This is a genomic window from Actinomyces sp. 594 (assembly GCF_019325145.1).
Lineage (GTDB): Bacteria > Actinomycetota > Actinomycetes > Actinomycetales > Actinomycetaceae > Actinomyces.
Map to the genome: position 1 here is coordinate 1 of NZ_PIZC01000016.1, position 17,756 is coordinate 17,756.

The 17,756-nt window shown below is 69.5% G+C and carries 16 protein-coding genes; 5 read left to right on the forward strand and 11 right to left on the reverse strand.

Features of this window, described 5'->3' with window-relative positions:
• Positions 1-93: 93 nt before the first annotated feature.
• The 10 genes from deoC to GZ998_RS02435 all read right to left on the reverse strand — a co-directional run bounded on the left by deoC (position 94) and on the right by GZ998_RS02435 (position 10,931).
• A complete protein-coding gene (gene deoC, locus GZ998_RS02390; protein WP_161923708.1) occupies positions 94-747 on the reverse strand; it encodes a deoxyribose-phosphate aldolase in 654 nt (217 codons plus the stop codon).
• A 45-nt stretch (positions 748-792) separates the two neighbouring features.
• A complete protein-coding gene (locus tag GZ998_RS02395; protein ID WP_257504943.1) occupies positions 793-1,617 on the reverse strand; it encodes a hypothetical protein in 825 nt (274 codons plus the stop codon).
• Positions 1,610-2,929, reverse strand: coding sequence for a thymidine phosphorylase (locus GZ998_RS02400; protein ID WP_219108778.1), 1,320 nt, complete (start codon positions 2,927-2,929; stop codon positions 1,610-1,612). Before GZ998_RS02400 ends, GZ998_RS02395 begins: the two co-directional genes overlap by 8 nt.
• 50 nt (positions 2,930-2,979) lie before the next feature.
• The gene (locus tag GZ998_RS02405) at positions 2,980-3,402 is read right to left on the reverse strand and encodes a cytidine deaminase (protein ID WP_161925264.1); all 423 of its coding nucleotides are present in this window, start codon (positions 3,400-3,402) and stop codon (positions 2,980-2,982) included.
• A gap of 71 nt (positions 3,403-3,473) precedes the next feature.
• Entirely contained in the window at positions 3,474-4,766 is a 1,293-nt protein-coding gene (locus GZ998_RS02410) for an ABC transporter permease (RefSeq protein ID WP_161923705.1), read from the reverse strand.
• Between the two features lie 3 nt (positions 4,767-4,769).
• Positions 4,770-6,086 carry an ABC transporter permease gene (locus tag GZ998_RS02415; RefSeq protein ID WP_161923704.1) on the reverse strand — a complete coding sequence of 439 codons (1,317 nt, stop codon included), beginning with the start codon at positions 6,084-6,086 and terminating at the stop codon, positions 4,770-4,772.
• Positions 6,083-7,609 (reverse strand): ABC transporter ATP-binding protein, encoded by a 1,527-nt coding sequence (locus GZ998_RS02420; RefSeq protein WP_161923703.1) that lies wholly within the window; start codon positions 7,607-7,609, stop codon positions 6,083-6,085. The genes GZ998_RS02415 and GZ998_RS02420 overlap by 4 nt, the downstream gene beginning before the upstream one ends.
• A 145-nt stretch (positions 7,610-7,754) precedes the next feature.
• Positions 7,755-8,846 (reverse strand): BMP family protein, encoded by a 1,092-nt coding sequence (locus tag GZ998_RS02425; RefSeq protein ID WP_161923702.1) that lies wholly within the window; start codon positions 8,844-8,846, stop codon positions 7,755-7,757.
• A gap of 323 nt (positions 8,847-9,169) precedes the next feature.
• On the reverse strand, positions 9,170-10,291 hold the full coding sequence (locus tag GZ998_RS02430) for a mannose-1-phosphate guanylyltransferase (RefSeq protein ID WP_219108780.1): 1,122 nt from the start codon (positions 10,289-10,291) through the stop codon (positions 9,170-9,172).
• A 58-nt stretch (positions 10,292-10,349) separates the two neighbouring features.
• A complete protein-coding gene (locus GZ998_RS02435; RefSeq protein ID WP_161923701.1) occupies positions 10,350-10,931 on the reverse strand; it encodes a 2'-5' RNA ligase family protein in 582 nt (193 codons plus the stop codon).
• 165 nt (positions 10,932-11,096) lie between these two features.
• Here GZ998_RS02435 and galK point away from each other — a divergent pair, with 165 nt between their 5' ends.
• From galK to GZ998_RS02455, 4 genes are all read left to right on the forward strand, one after another.
• A complete protein-coding gene (gene galK, locus GZ998_RS02440; RefSeq protein ID WP_162679362.1) occupies positions 11,097-12,404 on the forward strand; it encodes a galactokinase in 1,308 nt (435 codons plus the stop codon).
• Positions 12,405-12,812: 408 nt separating this feature from the next.
• A complete protein-coding gene (locus GZ998_RS02445; RefSeq protein ID WP_237564291.1) occupies positions 12,813-13,868 on the forward strand; it encodes an efflux RND transporter periplasmic adaptor subunit in 1,056 nt (351 codons plus the stop codon).
• Between the two features lie 14 nt (positions 13,869-13,882).
• Positions 13,883-14,626, forward strand: coding sequence for an ABC transporter ATP-binding protein (locus tag GZ998_RS02450; protein ID WP_162679367.1), 744 nt, complete (start codon positions 13,883-13,885; stop codon positions 14,624-14,626).
• A complete protein-coding gene (locus tag GZ998_RS02455; protein ID WP_161923699.1) occupies positions 14,623-15,954 on the forward strand; it encodes an ABC transporter permease in 1,332 nt (443 codons plus the stop codon). The genes GZ998_RS02450 and GZ998_RS02455 overlap by 4 nt, the downstream gene beginning before the upstream one ends.
• A gap of 136 nt (positions 15,955-16,090) precedes the next feature.
• On the opposite strand, the gene GZ998_RS02460 is transcribed toward GZ998_RS02455, so the two are convergent.
• Positions 16,091-16,510, reverse strand: a complete 420-nt coding sequence (locus GZ998_RS02460; protein WP_161923698.1) for an acylphosphatase — start codon at positions 16,508-16,510, stop codon at positions 16,091-16,093.
• Positions 16,511-16,724: 214 nt separating this feature from the next.
• Between GZ998_RS02460 and GZ998_RS02465 the strand changes: the two genes are divergently transcribed.
• Positions 16,725-17,561, forward strand: coding sequence for an exodeoxyribonuclease III (locus tag GZ998_RS02465; RefSeq protein ID WP_161923697.1), 837 nt, complete (start codon positions 16,725-16,727; stop codon positions 17,559-17,561).
• Positions 17,562-17,756 lie beyond the last annotated feature (195 nt).

The following is a 17,756-nucleotide window of genomic DNA, read 5'->3' on the forward strand; positions in this document are numbered from 1 at the left end:
GGCGCAACTATGCGGCGGAGTCGGTTCTAGTGCCGGTCTCGGCACGTCATTAGTGCCGGTCTCGGCACGTAACAAGTGCCGGTCTCGGTGCGATTAGGCGGGCAGGCCCTCCAGGATGGCGACGGTGGCGGATACGCCTAGCCGGGAGGCGCCGGCCGCGATCATGGCCAGCGCGTCCTCAGCGGTGCGGATACCCCCGGAGGCCTTGACGCCCAGCCGGTCCCCCACCGTGGCGCGCATTAGCTCCACGGCGTGCACCGAGGCGCCGCCCGCCGGGTGAAAGCCGGTGGAGGTCTTGACGTAGTCGGCACCCGCACCCTCGGCGGCCCGGCACACGGCAATGATCTCATCGTCGGTCAGTGCCGCGGACTCGATGATCACCTTCAGCAGCTTGTCCCCCACGGCCTCCTTGACCGCGCGGATGTCCGCCTCGACGCCCGCGTAGTCGTGCTCCTTGACCAGCTTCAGGTTGACGACCATGTCAACCTCGTCCGCGCCCTTCGCGACGGAGTCGGCGGCCTCGGCCGCCTTGACGGCGGTGGCATGAGCGCCGGAGGGGAACCCGCAGACGGTGGCCACGTGCAGGCCCTTGGGGGCCTGCACGGGCAGCTGGCTGGGGGACACGCACACCGAGTAGGTGCCCAGTTCGGCGCCCTGGGCGATCAGCTCGGCGACCTGCGCGCCAGTGGCCTCGGGCTTGAGCAGGGTGTGGTCGATGATGGCGGCGACTTCCGCACGGGTGGTCATGGCGTTCCTTTCTCTGGATTGTTCTGGGTCTGCTGCAGGCCGGTTTCAGGCCGGTTGTAGGGCACGGGGCGGCGGTGGGGCGATCACGGCGAGCACACGCGGCCAGTAGCCCAGCTCGCGGGGACCGGGCCCGCGCTGCGCGCGTGGGGCCAGCAGGTCCAGGGCGCGCACGACGCCGCTGGAGGGGTCGTAGAGGTGGGCGTGGCCGGGGCCGGGGTCCTGCCGCCCGATGGCTTTCCAGGGCAGCGCCAGCACGTAGTGCCGCGGGACTGCGGGGATCGCGTTGATGATTCGGTTCAGATTCAATAGGCGCCGGGCCCCTCCGGCACCATCGGCATGGCGTACCGGCGGTCCTCCCGTAAGCAGAATTACGGGGACGCCGACGGCAAGCAGCTCTCGCGTGCCCGCCACGACGGCGCCCCAGCCGGCGCCCCGGTCGTCCACCCAGGTCACGGTGCAGGCTTCGATGTCGGGTCGCACCCGCCGCAGTACGCGCGTCAGCTCGGCGGCGACGGACCACGGGGTCGAGCCCAGCCTACTAGTCCAGGGCAGGGGGCCCAGTGGCCCTCCCGCATGCCGGTTCATGGCACGCTGCAGGCTCCGCTGGGAGGCGGCCAGAGTCTCCTGCAGGACTCGGCCCGGGCGGGCGGTGCCGGGGACGGGAGTCTGCACACCGGCGCTGGGACCGCCGAGCAGGAGGCGGGCCGCCAGAACCGCAGTTGCTCCACAGGTGGTGCCGTCGCACTGGGCAAGAGTGACGGCGCCACCGGCGGTGGTGAAGCCACCCACGCGCAGACGGGCGTTCACCACACGCGCCCCGGGCAGCTCGGCGGCCGACGTGCGGGAGTCCACCACGGCCTCTTCAGACAATCCGGTCCAGCACCACGCCGACGCGGCGGCGGGCCACGGCCTCCCGGGCCTCCGGAGAGTCGGCGGGGCGCACGGCGATCGCGTCCTCGAGCGCGGCGCGGGCGCGCTCGAAGCGCTCCGGGGTAGCGGTGTGCAGGGTGAGCAGCGGCTGGCCGGCGCGCACGGTGTCACCCGGCTTGGCGTGCATTTCGACGCCGGCGACTGCCTGCACCGGGTCCTCCTTGCGGGCTCGGCCGGCCCCCAGGCGCCAGGCGGCCACCCCCACGCCCAGGGCGTCCAGGCGGGTGAGCACGCCGTCCACGGCGGCAGTGACGGTCTCGGTCTCGGGAGCCACGGGCAGGGGGGCGTCGGGGTCGCCGTCCTGGCGGCGGATCATCTCCCGCCACACGTCCATGGCGCGCCCGTCGCCCAGGGCGGCGCGCAGCTCGTCCGCGTCCACGGTGTGCCCGGCCGCGGAGAGCATCTCGCCCGCTAGCGCCACGGTCAGGTCGACGACGTCGGCCGGTCCCCCACCGGAAAGCACCTCGACGGCCTCGCGCACCTCCAGGGCGTTTCCGGCGGTCAATCCCAGCGGCGTGGACATGTCGGTGAGCAGGGCGCGGGTGGTCACGCCGGCGTCCGTGCCGAGCGCCACCATGGTCTGCGCGAGTTCGCGCGCCTGGTCGATCTCCTTCATGAAGGCGCCGGAGCCGACCTTGACGTCCAGGACCAGCGCGCCGGTGCCCTCGGCGATCTTCTTGCTCATGATGGAGGAGGCGATCAGCGGCACACAGGAGACAGTAGCGGTGGTGTCCCGCAGCGCGTACAGCTTCTTGTCGGCAGGGGCCAGCCCGCTGCCGGCGGCGCAAATAACGGCGCCGGGACCGTCGGCGGACAGCATGTCCAGGATCTCGTCGTTGCTCAGCGCCGCCCGCCAGCCGGGAATGGACTCGAGCTTGTCCAGGGTGCCGCCGGTGTGGCCCAGGCCGCGGCCGGACAGCTGCGGAACACTGACGCCGAAGACAGCCACCAGCGGCGCCAGCGGCAAGGTGATCTTGTCACCCACTCCGCCCGTGGAGTGCTTGTCCGCTGTAGGGCGTCCCAGGGCGGAAAAGTCCATGCGCTCCCCGGAGCGGATCATGGCGTCGGTCCAGCGGGCGATCTCGCCCCGGTCCATGCCGTTGAGGTAGATCGCCATGGCCAGGGCGCTCATCTGCTCGTCGGCGACCACGCCGCGGGTGTAGGCGTCGACCACCCAGTCGATCTGGGCGTCTGTGAGCCGCTGGCGGTCGCGCTTGGCAGCGATCACGTCAACGGCGTCGAAGGGCTCCACCGCCGGGGACGTTGGGGCGGCGGGGGCGGAAGACGGTTTGACGGATGCGGTCACGGCCGGTCTCCTTCAGGTAGGGGTGCGGCTGTGCCGGTGACCCGCTCGATGTCGGCGCTGGTGAAGCGGTCGGGGAGCACCTGGTCAATGCTCATGACGCCCGACGGCAGGTCCAGCAGCATGTCCGGGTGGGCGTGCTCGGACAGCACTTGGCGGCAGCGGCCGCACGGGGAACAGGGCCGCGCGTCGCCGTCGACGCACACGAAGGCGATCAGGCGGCCTCCGCCGGTGCGTACGAGCTCGGAGACCAGCCCGCACTCCGCGCACAGGGTTACCCCGTAGCCGGCGTTCTCCACGTTGCAGCCGGATACCAGACGGCCGTCGTCGACCAGGGCGGCGGCCCCCACCCGGAAGTGGGAGTAGGGCGCGTAGGCGCACCGCATGGCCTCTGTGGCCAGTGCCCGCAGCCGCGCCCACATGTCCGCGTCGACGGCGGGCACGGAGTCGGAGACGGCCCGGGCCGGCCCGGCCGGGTGGTTGTCGGCGCCGATCACGGGTACGGGACCCCCTCGGCGGCAGGGGCGCGCACGCGCCCCACGAAGCCGGCGACGGCGAAGACCGTCACGATGTAGGGGATCATAAGGATGATGTTCGCCGGGATCGGGGAGCCGATGACGGACAGCGTCTGCCCCACCGCAGTGGCGAAGCCGAATAGGAGCGCGGCGTACAGGGTGCCCACCGGGTTCCAGGCGCCCAGGATCATGGCGGCCAGGGCGATGTAGCCGTTGCCGGATGACATGTCCTTGGTGAAGGCCAGGCCGGAGCCAACGGTGAAGAAGGCGCCGCCCAGGCCCGCCAGCGCGCCGCCCAGCATCAGGTTGTTCACGCGGGTGCGCATGACGTTGATGCCCACGGTGTCCGCGGCCCGCGGGTGCTCGCCGCAGGCACGCATGCGCAGGCCCCAGCGGGAGCGGAACAGCATGAAGGACAGCACCGCGACGGCCGCGTACATCAAGTACACCAGAATCGTCTGCCGGAACAGCACCGGGCCGATGATCGGGATCTGGGAGAGCACCGGGATCGGCAGGGTGGGCAGGCGCATGGAGGCGTTCAGCCGCGCCGGGTTGTCGGTCAGCACCGTGGAGAACAGGAAGCTAGTCAGGCCGGACACGAACACGTTGAGGACCACGCCGACCACGATCTGGTTGACCCGGTACTTCAGTCCGAACAGGGCAAGCAGCAGGGCTACCAGGATACCGGCGAAGGGGGCGGCGATCATGCCGGCCCAGGCGGAGCCGGTGATCGATGCGACCACCGCGCCCAGGAAGGCGCCGCCCAGCAGCTGGCCCTCGATGGCGATGTTGATGGTGCCCGAGCGCTCCCCCACCACGCCGGCGAGCCCGCCGAACACCAGCGGCACGGACAGTGCGAGGGTGGAGGACAGGATTGTCACCAGCGGGATGACGGTGGGGCGTCCGGCGCCGGCCCAGGTGAGGAAGGCGATGATGAAACTGGCTCCCAGCACCAGCCCCGCCCAGTTGGGGATCGGTGCACGGCCCACGGCACGCATCCACATGTAGGCGGTGATCGCCGCAGCCAGCAGCACCATCACCACGATCACGGGGCGGGAGCCGAGGGTGAGCACGGGAATCTTCAAGAAGTCGGCCTTGGTGGCCAGCTGGAAGCGAGTGTCGCCGTGGCTTAGCAGGCCCATCAGCAGTTCCAGAACGACTACGACGGTGCCGGTGATCGGCAGCTTGTAGGCGATCGGCTCGACGACGACGGTCGGCTCCGTTCTCGGGCTGGCGTCGCGGGTCGGAGCGGCGGTGGGTGAGGCAGTCATGGCTCAGGCCTCCTTCTTCTCAACGGCCGGGCCGGCGACGGCGGCAGCGTCGACGACCTCGCGGCGGCTCCGCCGCCAGGAGCCGGGTGCGGGCAGGTGGTAGATGGCGCGCACCAGCGGCGGGGCCGCGATGAACAGCACGATCATGGACTGCAGCACCAGCACGATGTCGATCGGGGTACCGGTGGCGGCCTGCATGGTGGTTCCGCCCGCGGTCAGGGCACCGAACAGCAGCCCGGCCAGCACGGTGCCCTGCGGGGTGGAGCGGCCCAGCAGGGCCACGGTCATGGCATCGAAGCCGATGCTGCCCGCCACCGAGCCGGTCAGGTAGTGCTGGGTGCCGAGCACCGGGGCGGTTGCCGCCAGCCCGCACAGGGCACCGGAGACGATCATGACCAGGGCGGTGATCCGGGGCACGTTGATGCCTGCGGTCAGCGCCGCCTGCGGGTTCAGGCCGGTGGCGCGGAACTGGAAACCGATCTCGCTGCGCTCCAGCAGCCACCACACGAACAAGGCGGCCAGCAGGGCCACGATGAAGCCCAGGTGTAGCCGGAAGGGACCGCCGATCAGTTTGGGGTACTGGGCGCTAGCCGCCACCGGCAGTGACTTGGGGTTGGCGTTGCCCGCACCGATGAAGGTGGCCGTGGTGAGCAGATGCGCTATCAGGTAGGCGGCAACGGAGTTGAGCATGATGGTGGTGATGACCTCGCTGGCACCGGTGGTGGCGCGTAGCACGCCGGGGATGGCTCCCCACAGGGCGCCGCCGAGGATGGCGCCGAGCACCGCCACCAGCATGTGCAGCCCGCTGGGCAGGTTCCAGGCGAAGCCGACGTAACCGCCGACGATGGCGCCGAGGATGATCTGCCCCTGCCCACCGACGTTGAACAGGCCGGCGCGGAAGGCCACCGCCATGCCCAGGCCCGCCAGGATCAGCGGCGTGGCCACGGTGAGGGTTTCGGTGATGGGGCGCCACATGCGCGCGACCGAGGATGCTTGCCAGTCGAAGATGCCGCCGCGGACCATGGCCGCGTAGGCGTCCACCAGGCACGAGCCGACCGCACCGAAGAAGTCGCTGGGGCGTGCGAACAGGTAACCGGCGGTGGTGCGCACGTTGTCGTCGGCGAGCAGGATCAACAGCGAGCCGACAATCATGGCGGAGAAAACCGCAAGCACGCCCATAAGGATGTTGGACTCGGCGATCTGCCGCAGTACACCCGGCTGCTCCGGCTGATTGTCCGTGTGCTGGGCGGGTGGGACGACGGACGGCCGACCCGTCCGTGATTCCGCCTGCGCGGCGCCGTTTGGGATAGCTTCGCTCATCGGTTCTCCTCCTGGGCGCGGGCCTGGTCGAGGGGGACGCCTGCCATCATGAGGCCCAACACGTCGCGGGGTGTATCCGGCGGCACGACGCCGACGATCCGGCCGCGGTACATGACGGCTATGCGGTCTGACAGGGAGTAGATCTCATCCAGCTCGGAGGAGATGATCAACACGGCGGTGTTGTTGTCACGCTCCTGCACGATGCGCTTGTGGACGAATTCGATGGAGCCGACGTCGAGCCCCCGGGTGGGCTGTGAGGCCACCAGAACCTTGAGCTGGCGGGACAGCTCCCGGGCAAGGATCGCCTTCTGCTGGTTGCCGCCGGACAAAGTGGAGATGGGATCGGCGACGTCGGTGACGCGTACGTCGAACTCGTCGCGCAGCTGCTCAGCGTGGTTGCGGACCTTGGTGGGATTGATGGACGGCCCGGAACCGAAAGCGGGGTCGTCGAAGCGGTCCAGGATCATGTTCTCGGCCACGGAGAATGCGGCAACCATGCCGTCGGTGGAGCGGTCCTCGGGGACGAAGCCGAGGCCGGCGCCGATGCGCTGGTGGACGCCCAGGGGGGTGACGTCCTGGCCGCCGAAGTGCACTGAGCCGACGGTGGGTGCACGCAATCCCAGCAGCACGTCGGCAAGCTCGGTCTGGCCATTGCCCTGCACCCCGGCCACGCCGACGATCTCGCCGGAGCGCACCTGCAGGCTGACGTCGTCGAGCAGAGTGCTGCCCTCATCAACCAGGCTGACATCCTTCAGCTCCAGGCCGACGCCGCCCAGCGTGGGCGCGTCCTTGTCCACCGTGAGGGAGACGGAGTGGCCGACCATGAGCCCGGCGAGCTCGGCCTGGGAGGCGGTCGGCTCGGCGCTGCCGACGACCTTGCCGCGGCGGATGACGGTGATCGTGTCCGCCACCTCGCGCACCTCGCGGAGCTTGTGGGTGATAAACACGATGGAGGTGCCGGCGGCCTTGAGGTCGCGCATGATGGCGATCAGCTCGTCGGTCTCTTGCGGGGTGAGCACGGCGGTGGGCTCATCGAGGATAAGGACCTTGGCGTCGCGGGAGAGGGCCTTGATGATCTCGACTCGCTGTTGTACGCCCACGGGCAGGTCTTCGATGTAGGCGTCCGGGTCTACGTCGAAGCCGAAGCGCTCGGAGATCTCCCGCACCTTCGCGGCGGCGGCCTTGGCGTCGATGACGCCGGCCTTGCCCACCGGCTCGTAGCCCAGGGCCACGGATTCGGCCACGGTGAACACGGGCACCAGCATGAAGTGCTGGTGGACCATGCCGATGCCGGCCGCGACGGCGTCGCCGGGGCCCTTGAAGGTGACCGGACGGCCGTCGATAAGGATCTCGCCGTCGTCGGGGTCGTACAGGCCGTACAGGACGTTCATGAGCGTCGACTTGCCGGCGCCGTTCTCGCCCAGGAGGGCGTGGATCTGGCCGGGTTCGACTTTGACGTCGATGTGGTCGTTGGCCACAAGGGATCCGAAGACCTTGGTGATTCCGCGGAGTTCGAGCAGCACTGGGGGCTCGCTTCCTGTGGGGTTCAGGCGATGGTTAACGGTGGAGTGGGCGTCGAGCAGGGAAAGACTACCGGGCCGGGCGCCAGTGACGCCGCCGCCCCGTCAAGGACGACGGCGTCACCGGGTTGAATTGGCGCAGCCCCGATCAGGACGGGTCGTAGGGCGTGGACACGTCGAGGGTGCCGTCGATGATCTGCTGCTTGAGTACCTCGACCTGCTCCTTGACCTCGTCGGGGACCCGGTCGGACCAGTCGTGGTAGTCGGCGATGGACACGCCGTCATTGGCGAGGGTGCCGATGAAGGGCTCAGAGGTGAAGTTGCCCGAGGTGGCCTCCTGGACGGTGTCGTACACGGCGGTACCGATGCCCTTGACCACAGAGGTCAGCATGTACTTGCTGCCGCCGAGGGACTCGGTGCTGAGATAGCCGTCGGCGTCCACCCAGACGATCGCGTTGTTGTCGTCACCGGCCGCCTTGACCGCCGCGATCGTGCCGGAGCCGACCGGGCCGGCCACGGGCATCACAATGTCGGCACCCTGGGAGAGGAACAGCTCGGTCAGCTGCTGGCCCATAGGAGTGTCGGTGAAGTTGCCCACGAAGGAGCCGGAGCCCGGGTTGTCAGGGTCCCAGCCGAGGACCTCGACGTTGGCGTCGTTGTCCTCGTTGTACTTCTCCACGCCCTTGGCGAAGCCCTCCATGAAGATCTGCACGGTAGGAAGGACTCCACCCCCGTAAGTGGCGACCTTGCCGCTCTCGGTGGTGCCGGCAGCGGCATAGCCGGCGAGGTAGGCGGCCTCGGCAGTGTTGAAGGTCAGCGGCTTGGCGTTGTCCAGCTCAACCAAGTTTCCCTCGGCATCGGTGAAGGGAGCGTCGATGAGCGCGAAGTTGATATCCGGGTTCTCCTGGGCGGCCGCGGCAAGGTCGGCGGCGAGGTTGAAGCCGACGCCGATGATCAGGTCGCAGTTCTGCTGTACCAGGGAGTCGACGTTGGTGGGGTAGTCGGATATGGACTGGGACTCGACGAGCTTGGTCTGCACGCCGAGGTCGGCGGCAGCGCGGTCCAGGCCCTCCTTGCCGGACTGGTTGAAGGACTGGTCGTCGAACCCGCCCTCGTCGGACACCATGCAGGCGAGGAAATCGCCGGTGTCTCCGCCGGAGGAGTCCGGGGCCGAGCCGCAGGCGGCAAGCGACAGCGCTGCGACCAGGCCGAGCGTAATGGCGGGATACTTCTTCTTCACGGTCGTGTCTCCATATGGGGTACGGGCTTGCGCCCTTGCAAGGAGCCGGCCGGGGCGGCACCGGCTCAGGCAACCAGCATAGGCACTCCCCTGAGACCTGCCACACAAACGGCACGATATCGCCGCATTGCGACCATGACGTGACCCGCGCCGCAGCTCCGCTCCAGCCCCGGCCAGTGCCGGGCGCAGCCGCATCCCAGCCGACGTCTTGCAACTCCTTGCACAACTTGCAGGTGCGGGACGAGCGGGCACCCGGTAAGCGCTCGGTCACGATCGGCCGACGTGAGGACCGGCATCGGCGGCCACGGACGCATCCCGGGGAGTCACAGCAGTGCGTCCCGATCTTCCGCCTTGAGCCGATCGACGACGCCCTTGACGTCCTGGGCGCGCTCCGGGGTGGTCACCAGCAGCGCGTCGGGAGTATCCACCACAACGATGCCGGGGGTTCCCAGCAGCACCACCTTGCGGCCGGAAGTAGAGGCGACCAGTGCCCCGGCGGCGTCGACCGCCTCGACGTCGGCCTCGCCCAGGACCGCCGCCCCGGCCGCCGGTCCCGCCGCGCGCGGGGAGACGAGCCCGGAGAGGGTGTCGAAGCCGCCGACGTCGTCCCAGCCCATGTCTCCGGGGACCGTCGCCACGCCGCCGGCGGCGGCCACGGGCTCGGCGATGGCATGGTCGATGGCGATAGCCTCCAGGGAAGTCCATACCCGCGCCATGACGGCGTCCTGCTCGGGGGTGTCCCAGGCAGCGGCGATCTCGTCTATGCCAGCTGCCAGCGCGGGCCGGCGCTCCGCCAGGTGGTCCAGGAGGACGCCGGCGCGCACCACGAACATGCCGGCGTTCCACCGGTAGTCGCCGGTAGCCAGGTAGCGGGCGGCGGTAGCGGCGTCCGGTTTCTCGGTGAAGCCGAGGACTCGGCGTCCGTCCGGCGCCCCGGGCACGTCCAGGGCGTCACCGGCGTGGATGTAGCCGAAGGCCGTGGACGGTCCGGTGGCCTCGATACCGATGGTGACCAACCAGCCCGCCGCCGCCAGTACAGCCGCCTGGCGGACCGCGCTGCGGAAGGCGGCGGCATCGGCCACCAGGTGATCCGCGGCGAAGGAGCCGACAATCGCCTCGCGCCCGTGGCGGCGGGCGATCACGGCGGCGGCCAGGCCGATGGCGGCCATGGAGTCGCGCGGGGCAGGCTCGGCCAGCAGGTTCGCCTCGGGCAGGTCCGGGAGCTGCCGGGCGACGGCGGCCACGTGGGCGGCGCCGGTGACCACCGTCGTCGTCGCCGCCAGGGGGGCCAGGCGGGTCACGGTGCCCTGCAGCAGGCTTTGCCCGGAGCCGGTCAGGTCCAGCAGGAACTTGGGGCGTCGGCGGCGGCTGAGCGGCCACAGCCTGGTGCCGGCGCCGCCGGCGGGAATGATCGCGTGGAGGACGGGGGCATCGGGTTCACCCATGACGGGCAGGGCCGCCGTACTGGCGTGCCGTTCGGGATCAAGCGCAGCGTTCACCGCGTCAGGCTAGCGGGTGCGGCTCGCGAAGGAGGGTCTCCGTGACTCCCAGGGCGGGGGTCGCCAACGAGACCCAGCTGCCGTCCGACGCCAGGCGCTGAAGGTGGATCCGGTCGACCACGAAGGCCGCCGCGATGTCGCTGCCCGAGCGCGCGGCGCGGTCAAGCGCGTCGTCGTCAACCTCGTGCGCGAGGGTTACGTGCGGGTGGAAGGGGAAGCGCAGGGTGCGTCTGAGCGGCCCGTCGTCGGCGCGCAACGCCTGCTGGAGCGCATCGATAGCGCCTGCCCCCTCGGCGACGCCGAGGAAGACCACCGGGCTGACCGGCCGGAAGGTGCCGACGCCGGCGGCGCGCAGGTTGAAGGGCGCAGTCCGGGCGGCCACCCGGCTCACATGGGCCGTCACAGCCGCCAAGTCGTCCTTGTCCACCGCGGTGGGTGGCAGCAGGGTGATGTGGGGCGGTATCGCATTGCCGTGGGGGTCTCCCACGGCCGTGCGCACGCTGCGCACACGGGTCGCCCAGGGCTCCGGCAGCACGATGGTCACACCGAGGACGCATTGGCTGGGTGCGGGCACGGGAACGTCCATGAAGCGCGCGTTCCTCCGGTTCTGTTCTCGAGCACGACCAATGTCAGCTGCACCCTACCCCTATTAACAGCCTCAGGGACATCCCCGACCGCCTCCCGGGTTCACCCCCGGGCAGTCCCCGAGCGGGCATACCGGGACGACCGCTTCGTCTGGCAGAATGACCTCATGTCGAGCACCGAGTCTCAAACCGCCGCCGTCGTCGGATCCGAGCCCGTCTTCTCCCCCGCGCTCACCCCGCAGGAGGGTGCTGGTGCCGCCACCGCCCTGTTCCGGGACGCATTCGGCACCGAACCCGACGGCGTGTGGTACGCCCCCGGACGCGTGAACGTCATCGGGGAGCACACCGACTACAACGGCGGCCTGGCGCTGCCGATCGCGCTGCCGCATCGGGCCCACTTGGCGCTGCGTAGTCGTGAGGACCGCACCATCCGGCTGGTGTCCCCGCAGACTCGCGAGACCATCGACGTGCTAGACCTGGACGCCATCGGCCCGAAGGGCTCCCCTGGGGAGGTCCGGCATTGGAACGCCTATGTGGCCGGGGTCGCCTGGGCGCTTGAGCGCGACGGGTTCGGGCCCCTGCACGGCTTTGACGCCGCCCTTTACTCCTGCGTGCCGCTGGGAGGGGGGCTGTCCTCCTCGGCCGCCCTGGAGTGCGCCACCGCCGTAGCCCTGGATGACGTCAACGCCCTCGGCCTGGCCGGGACGGCGGAACAGCCCGACGACGCCGGCCGCGCCCGCCTGGTAGAGGCGTGCATCCGCGCCGAGAACGAGATGGCGGGTGCCCCCACTGGTGGCATGGACCAGTCCGCCTCCATGCGCTGCCGCGCCGGACACGCCCTGGAGCTGGACTGCCGGGACGGCTCGGTGGCGCACGTGCCCTTCGACCTTGCGGCTGCGGGCCTCACCCTGCTGGTGATCGACACCAAGGCCAAGCACTCCCTGGTGGACGGCCAGTACGGGGCCCGCCGCTCGGCGTGTGAGCGCGCAGCCGAGCTCCTCGGCGTCGAGCTACTGGCCGATATCCAGGCTGACTCGCTCGCGGCCGCCCTGAAGCGGCTGGAGAGCTCCGGGGCGCAGGACGCCGACGTGCTGGTGGCGCGCACTCGCCACGTAGTCACCGAGATCGACCGTACCCGCCGCCTGGTGGAGCTGCTACAGGACGGAGCGCCGCTGGCCGGGGGGAAGCTGGCTCGCGCGGGTGAGCTCATGGACGCCAGCCACGAGTCGCTGCGGGTGGACTACGAGGTCACCTGCCCCGAGCTTGACGTGGCTGTGGAAGCAGCCCGGGCGGCCGGCGCCCACGGCGCGCGCATGACCGGGGGCGGCTTCGGCGGCAGCGCCATCGCACTGGTGGACACCCCCGCCGTGGACGCGGTTGCCCGTGCCGTAGTAGACGCCTACGCGCAGCACGGGTTCGCTGCTCCCGCGTTCCTGAACGCAGTGCCCTCCGCGCCGGCCGGTCGCCTGGCCTGAGCCGGCGGCCGCGGCAGGCACCGGCAGCGCGCCCCGCACGGCCCGGGGACGAACGCGGACGCTCCGATCGTAAGTGCCACCGCGTGCCGTCTTCGCGGGGCGGGTCGCAGGGCGGTTCGCAGGACGCTGCCTCCTGAAAGAGCCGCGGGCAGTGCAGTTCAGGGCCCGATCAGGGTGGGCGCTGGGCCGTGTACGCGGCAAGCGCGGCGCCGCCTCATCCTGGCGGAGGAGACTCCCCACCCCCGCACCCGGGGGGAATCAGGGTGTTCTCCTACCTGCGGATGAGTGTGTCGGGACACAACTCGGCATAGCCTCGTGGTGTCTCGCCTGGCCCGGCATTTTGCCTGGGCTTGGCCGCACACCCGCCCCTACGCCCACTCGGCCATGACGGCCGACCGGAGGTTCGCCGTGAAGCGCTATGTCCTGCCCACCTTAAAGACCCTGATTGCCCTTGTGATCGCGCTCGCGTTGGTGAAGATCGCCTTCTTCCCCGATTCCAAGGCCGGCACAACCGTGGACATCACCCCCGGCATCGACGCCACCACGCAGACCACCGTGGTGACCACCGGCGATATCGCAAACACGGTTGACGTCAAGGGACAGATCGTGGAGGACGCCGCGGTGGAGGCACAGGCGAACCTAAACGGCGTCGTCGACTCCTTCGCAGTCAGCAAGGGAGCGACTGTCACTCAGGGGGAGCCACTGATCTACCTCAAGCAGGTTCAGCCCCAGGAGCCGACCGTAAGCGTCGATGATGAGGGCAATCCCGTGCAGACGCCAGTGGAGGACAAGGTCACCTGGTCCACCGTCTATGCCCCTGCCAGCGGCGTAGTCTCCTTCAACGTCATCCAGGACCAGGAGACCAGCGTGGGCATGGTGGTGGCTACCGTCTCCCCCGGCACGTTCTCCGCCAAGGGGACGATCACCGCCGACCAGCAGTACCGGCTCACCAACGCCCCCTCCTCGGCCACCCTCACCGTCGACGGCGGGCCGGCGCCGTTTGAGTGCACGGGCCTGAAGATTGGCACTCGGGAGACCACCTCGACCACCACTTCCGAGACCGGCGAGGTAACGACTACCACCGGCGATGGCACCACCGTTGAAGTACGCTGCGCGGTTCCCGCCCAGCAGCAGGTCTTCCCGGGTCTCTCGGTGACGATCGGCGTGGACGCCGGCTCGGCCACGGACACGCTGATCGTGCCGGTTACTGCCGTGGAGGGCAGCGTCACCAAGGGGAACGTGTGGGTGGTCACCGACCCCGCCGCCCCAGACGCCGCCGAGAAGCGGGAAGTGACCCTGGGTATCACCAACGGTGAGAGCGTCCAGGTGACCGACGGCCTGGCCGAGGGCGACGAGATCCTGCTGTTCGTGCCCAACAAGGACATCGCGCGCACCGGCGAGCCGAACACCTGCGAGCCGGACGGCTCCGCCTGCTACGACGAGAACGGCGAGGAGCTCCTGTGAACCCGTTATTGAGCATGCGGGGTATCGCCCGCACCTTCGAGGTGCCCGGCGCCCCTCCCCTGCAGATCCTCACCGACGTGAACCTAGATGTTGCAGCAGGCGAGCACGTAGCCGTCGTGGGCCGCTCGGGCACCGGCAAGTCCACGCTGCTTAACCTGATCGGTCTGATCGACCAGCCCACCTCCGGCACCTACACCGTGGAGCGGCAGGATACGCGCCGCCTGGGCGAAGCCCGCCGGGCCCGGTTGCGCGGGCGGACCTTCAGCTTCGTCTTCCAGTCCTTCAACCTCATCGCCGGGCTGTCCACCACGGAGAATGTGGCGGCGCCGCTCCTGTATGACACGGGCTCCGCCTTCTGGACCCGCACGAGGCGAGCTGAGGAGCTACTGGCCGCGGTTGGTCTGGAGGAGAAGATCGGCGCCCCCATCGGCAATTTGTCCGGGGGCGAGCAGCAGCGGGTCGCCATCGCGCGTGCCCTGGCCCGCCGCCCGCGGGTGATTCTGGCTGATGAGCCCACCGGGGCGCTCGACGTCGACACCGGCGCGCTGGTCATGGAGCTGCTCGAGCGCCAGTGCCACGAGACCGGTGCGGCGCTCATCGTCATCACCCACGACCTGGCGGTGGCCGGCCGCGCCCACACCCAGTACCGGCTCGACCACGGCGTACTCACCCCGATCACCGTGCACCACGAGCGCACCGGCGGACTGGACGAGTTCACTGAGGAGATCAACGCAGTTCCCGAGGAGGCGGCATCATGACTGGCGTATTCACCGGTTTCTTCGGCGCCCTGGTGGAGGCCTGGGCGCAGCTGCGCATTGGCAAGCTGCGAGTCATGCTGTCCCTGGTCGGGGTGGGGGCGGCGGTGGCCGCCATGACCTTCGTGATTGCCCTGGGCCAGGTGACCAGCGCGATCATCGACCAGGAGATCGCCAGCTACGCCGGCCGTCCCGGAACAGTGCGGATCGATGTCGCGCCGACCGGGCGCGGAGTCAGTGGTGACTTCACCACCGGTTCAGACGACCCCGGTGTTGCCGAGGCCATGGAGACCGCCGGAACCGAGTCCGGCACCGACACCACCGCCCGCATCACCGAGGCGCAGATGAGGCTGGTGGAGCGTTACAGTGCGAGCAGCTGGGCCACCAATTACCCGCAGCAGCTGCGGCTGGCCTTCCCCGGCGGCTCCCGCTCCGTGGAGACCAATGTTGTCAGCCTCGGATACGGCACGCTTCACCACACCGCCGTGGCGCAGGGCCGCTGGTTCTCCGCCGCCGACGAGGACGACCTCTCCCCCGCGCTGGTCGTCTCCCAGGGCTTCCTCGAGCAGCTGGGGTACACGACCCTGGATGGTCCGCTCACCGTGCGGGCCCACTCACCGGCGCGGACGACTTACACGATCGTCGGCGTGCTCAAGCCGGACGACCTGACCTGGTGCGCAGGCGACGTTGACGCCAGTGACTACTGCACCCAGTCGATCACCGCCTATGCACTGGCCGCGCCGTACGAGCGGTGGCTGAGTCAGGAGACACGTGCCGAGCTGCCGGCCCCAATCTTGGAGATCTGGGCCGGGCAGGAGCAGGAGCAGGAACTGATCAGCCTGGCAACCAAGGATCTCGATGCACAGTTCGGTGCCGGCTCCACCAGTGCCTGGTCAAACACCGCGGAAATGCAGGGCCTGGACACCAGCGGCTTCACAACCACGGTGACCATCGCGGGCGTGTTCGTCATGATCCTGGGAGCGCTCAGCCTGATCAATATCTCCATGGTGACCGTCAAGCAGCGCATCCACGAGATCGGTGTGCGCCGCTCCTTCGGCGCCACTAGCCGCCGGATCTTCTTCTCCATCATGCTGGAGTCGGTGGTGGCAACCGTGGTGGCCGGTGTAATCGGGATCGGCATCGCGATTGTAGGCATGCGTGTAGCGCCATTGGATGCGCTGCTGGGAGTAGCGGTGGAAACAAGGCCGCCGTTCCCGATGTCGGCCGCCTTGATCGGTCTTATCGCCGCGACGGTAGTGGGCGCGTTGTCCGGCATCATCCCGGCTCTGGTGGCGGTGCGGATCAAGCCGATCGACGCCATCCGCTACTGACGTCAACCGTGCTTCAACCGCGCGCGATTGCTGATCTTCCGGGCGGTGGGCTCGGCCGTCCGCACCTACACCGCGCGACCCCGGGGTGCGCTCCACGATCGCCCCGGGGTCGCGCAATGCCCGGGATCGCGAAGCGTCAGTTGCCCATGATGAACGCGCGGTGCCGCAGGCTGCCGGGGTTCATATCGGTGATGCGCACGGAGGCGACACTGGCCCAGCGCGGGCCGTGGTACAGCCAGGCGATCATGCGGGCGACGTCGTCAGCCGGGCCCTGGGCGAAGACCTCCACGTCGCCGTCGTCCAGGTTGCGCACCTCGCCCACCAGCCCGAGCCGCTCCCCCTCCTCCATGCAGGACCAGCGGAAGCCGACCCCTTGCACGCGCCCGGAGACTATGGCGTGAATCGTGCGGTGGCGATCGGACGCGGGGGCGGCGTCATTGGCTTCGCCGGAGCCTCCTGCGGCCCGGTCCCCGTCGGCGCGGGCCGCAGGAGCCTCAGCAGCTGGCTCGGGATTGCTTGGCTGGCGGCGGAAGACGTCAAAGAACCTGCGCTCCATGGCGCCATTGTCTCAGGAATACCCGCGGCCTGACAGGGGCACCGCGAGGAGCGTCGGCGCGAGCCGCCTCCCCAAACCCCCGCCGAGGTCGGTAGAAGTCACGTGCCGAGGTCGGCAGACGTTACGTACCGAGATCGGTAGAAGCGGCGCTGTCCAAATCCGCTGGCTGGTTAGGACTCGTGGCCGGGCGGACGTACACGTACACTCGGACCCCATGCGCGTAGCCACTATCAACGTCAACGGCATCAGGGCTGCAGCCCGTAAGCACATGGACTCCTGGCTGGAGTCCAGCGCCCCGGATGTACTGCTGTTACAAGAGGTACGCGCCGACGAAGCCACCGCGGCCGCGCTGCTGCCCGGCTACGAGTCGGTGATCTGGCCGTGCCGCGTGAAGGGAAGGGCCGGCGTCGCCGTGGCGGTGCGTCAGGGTGCGCCGGTGACCGCAGGCGCGGTGCGTCGCGGCGTCTCCGCGCCCGGGAGCGAGGAGCCGGATGTGGACTCCGGCCGCTGGCTGGAGGTGGACCTGACGGCCACAAACGGTGCCGGGGCTCAAACCCCGCTGACGGTCGTGTCCGCCTACTTCCACTCCGGTCAGGTGGGTACCGTGAAGATGGACCAGAAGTATGCACACCTGAACCTGGTGGACGCGCGCATGACGACGCTGCTCGCCGATGCGGCGGCCGGCGGGCCGAACGTGCTCATGGCCGGGGACCTGAACATCGTGCGCTCCGAGCGCGATATCAAGAACTGGCGTCCCAACCACAACAAGTCCGCAGGGGTGCTGGACGAGGAGATCGCCTACCTAGAGCGCTGGTTCGGGTCCGGGTGGGTGGACGTGGCGCGCAGCCTCGCGCCCGACGCGCAGGGGCCATACACCTGGTGGTCGCAGCGCGGCAAGGCCTTCGACAACGACGCCGGCTGGCGCATCGACTACCAGGTGGCGACGCCGCAGTTGGCCGAGCGGGCCCGCTCCTTCACCGTTGACCGGGCACCCAGCTACGCCGAGCGCTGGTCCGACCACGCCCCGGTCGTGGTCGACTACGACCTGTGAGGCGGTTCGCCGCTGATCACCCAGGCTCCGGTTCGGCACTAACGACGACGGTTCGTACTTTCTGGTCGACGCTTCGTACCTGGTGGTGACGGTTCGGCACCTACAGGTACTGTGTTGTCTCATGACTTCTGGGACTGTTGGATCTCATGACATCTGGGAGTGTCAGAAGTCGTGAGATTCTGGGAGGCCCTGGGT

Bases quoted from the DNA above. Each gene is read 5' to 3' on its own strand.
- GZ998_RS02455 (WP_161923699.1), top strand. From the start codon at position 14,623: ATGACTGGCGTATTCACCGGTTTCTTCGGCGCCCTGGTGGAGGCCTGG.
- GZ998_RS02415 (WP_161923704.1), bottom strand. From the start codon at position 6,086: ATGAGCGAAGCTATCCCAAACGGCGCCGCGCAGGCGGAATCACGGACG.
- GZ998_RS02460 (WP_161923698.1), bottom strand. From the start codon at position 16,510: ATGGAGCGCAGGTTCTTTGACGTCTTCCGCCGCCAGCCAAGCAATCCC.
- GZ998_RS02435 (WP_161923701.1), bottom strand. From the start codon at position 10,931: ATGGACGTTCCCGTGCCCGCACCCAGCCAATGCGTCCTCGGTGTGACC.
- galK (WP_162679362.1), top strand. From the start codon at position 11,097: ATGTCGAGCACCGAGTCTCAAACCGCCGCCGTCGTCGGATCCGAGCCC.
- GZ998_RS02405 (WP_161925264.1), bottom strand. From the start codon at position 3,402: ATGTGGGCGCGGCTGCGGGCACTGGCCACAGAGGCCATGCGGTGCGCC.
- GZ998_RS02450 (WP_162679367.1), top strand. From the start codon at position 13,883: ATGCGGGGTATCGCCCGCACCTTCGAGGTGCCCGGCGCCCCTCCCCTG.
- GZ998_RS02410 (WP_161923705.1), bottom strand. From the start codon at position 4,766: ATGACTGCCTCACCCACCGCCGCTCCGACCCGCGACGCCAGCCCGAGA.
- GZ998_RS02465 (WP_161923697.1), top strand. From the start codon at position 16,725: ATGCGCGTAGCCACTATCAACGTCAACGGCATCAGGGCTGCAGCCCGT.
- GZ998_RS02430 (WP_219108780.1), bottom strand. From the start codon at position 10,291: ATGGGTGAACCCGATGCCCCCGTCCTCCACGCGATCATTCCCGCCGGC.
- deoC (WP_161923708.1), bottom strand. From the start codon at position 747: ATGACCACCCGTGCGGAAGTCGCCGCCATCATCGACCACACCCTGCTC.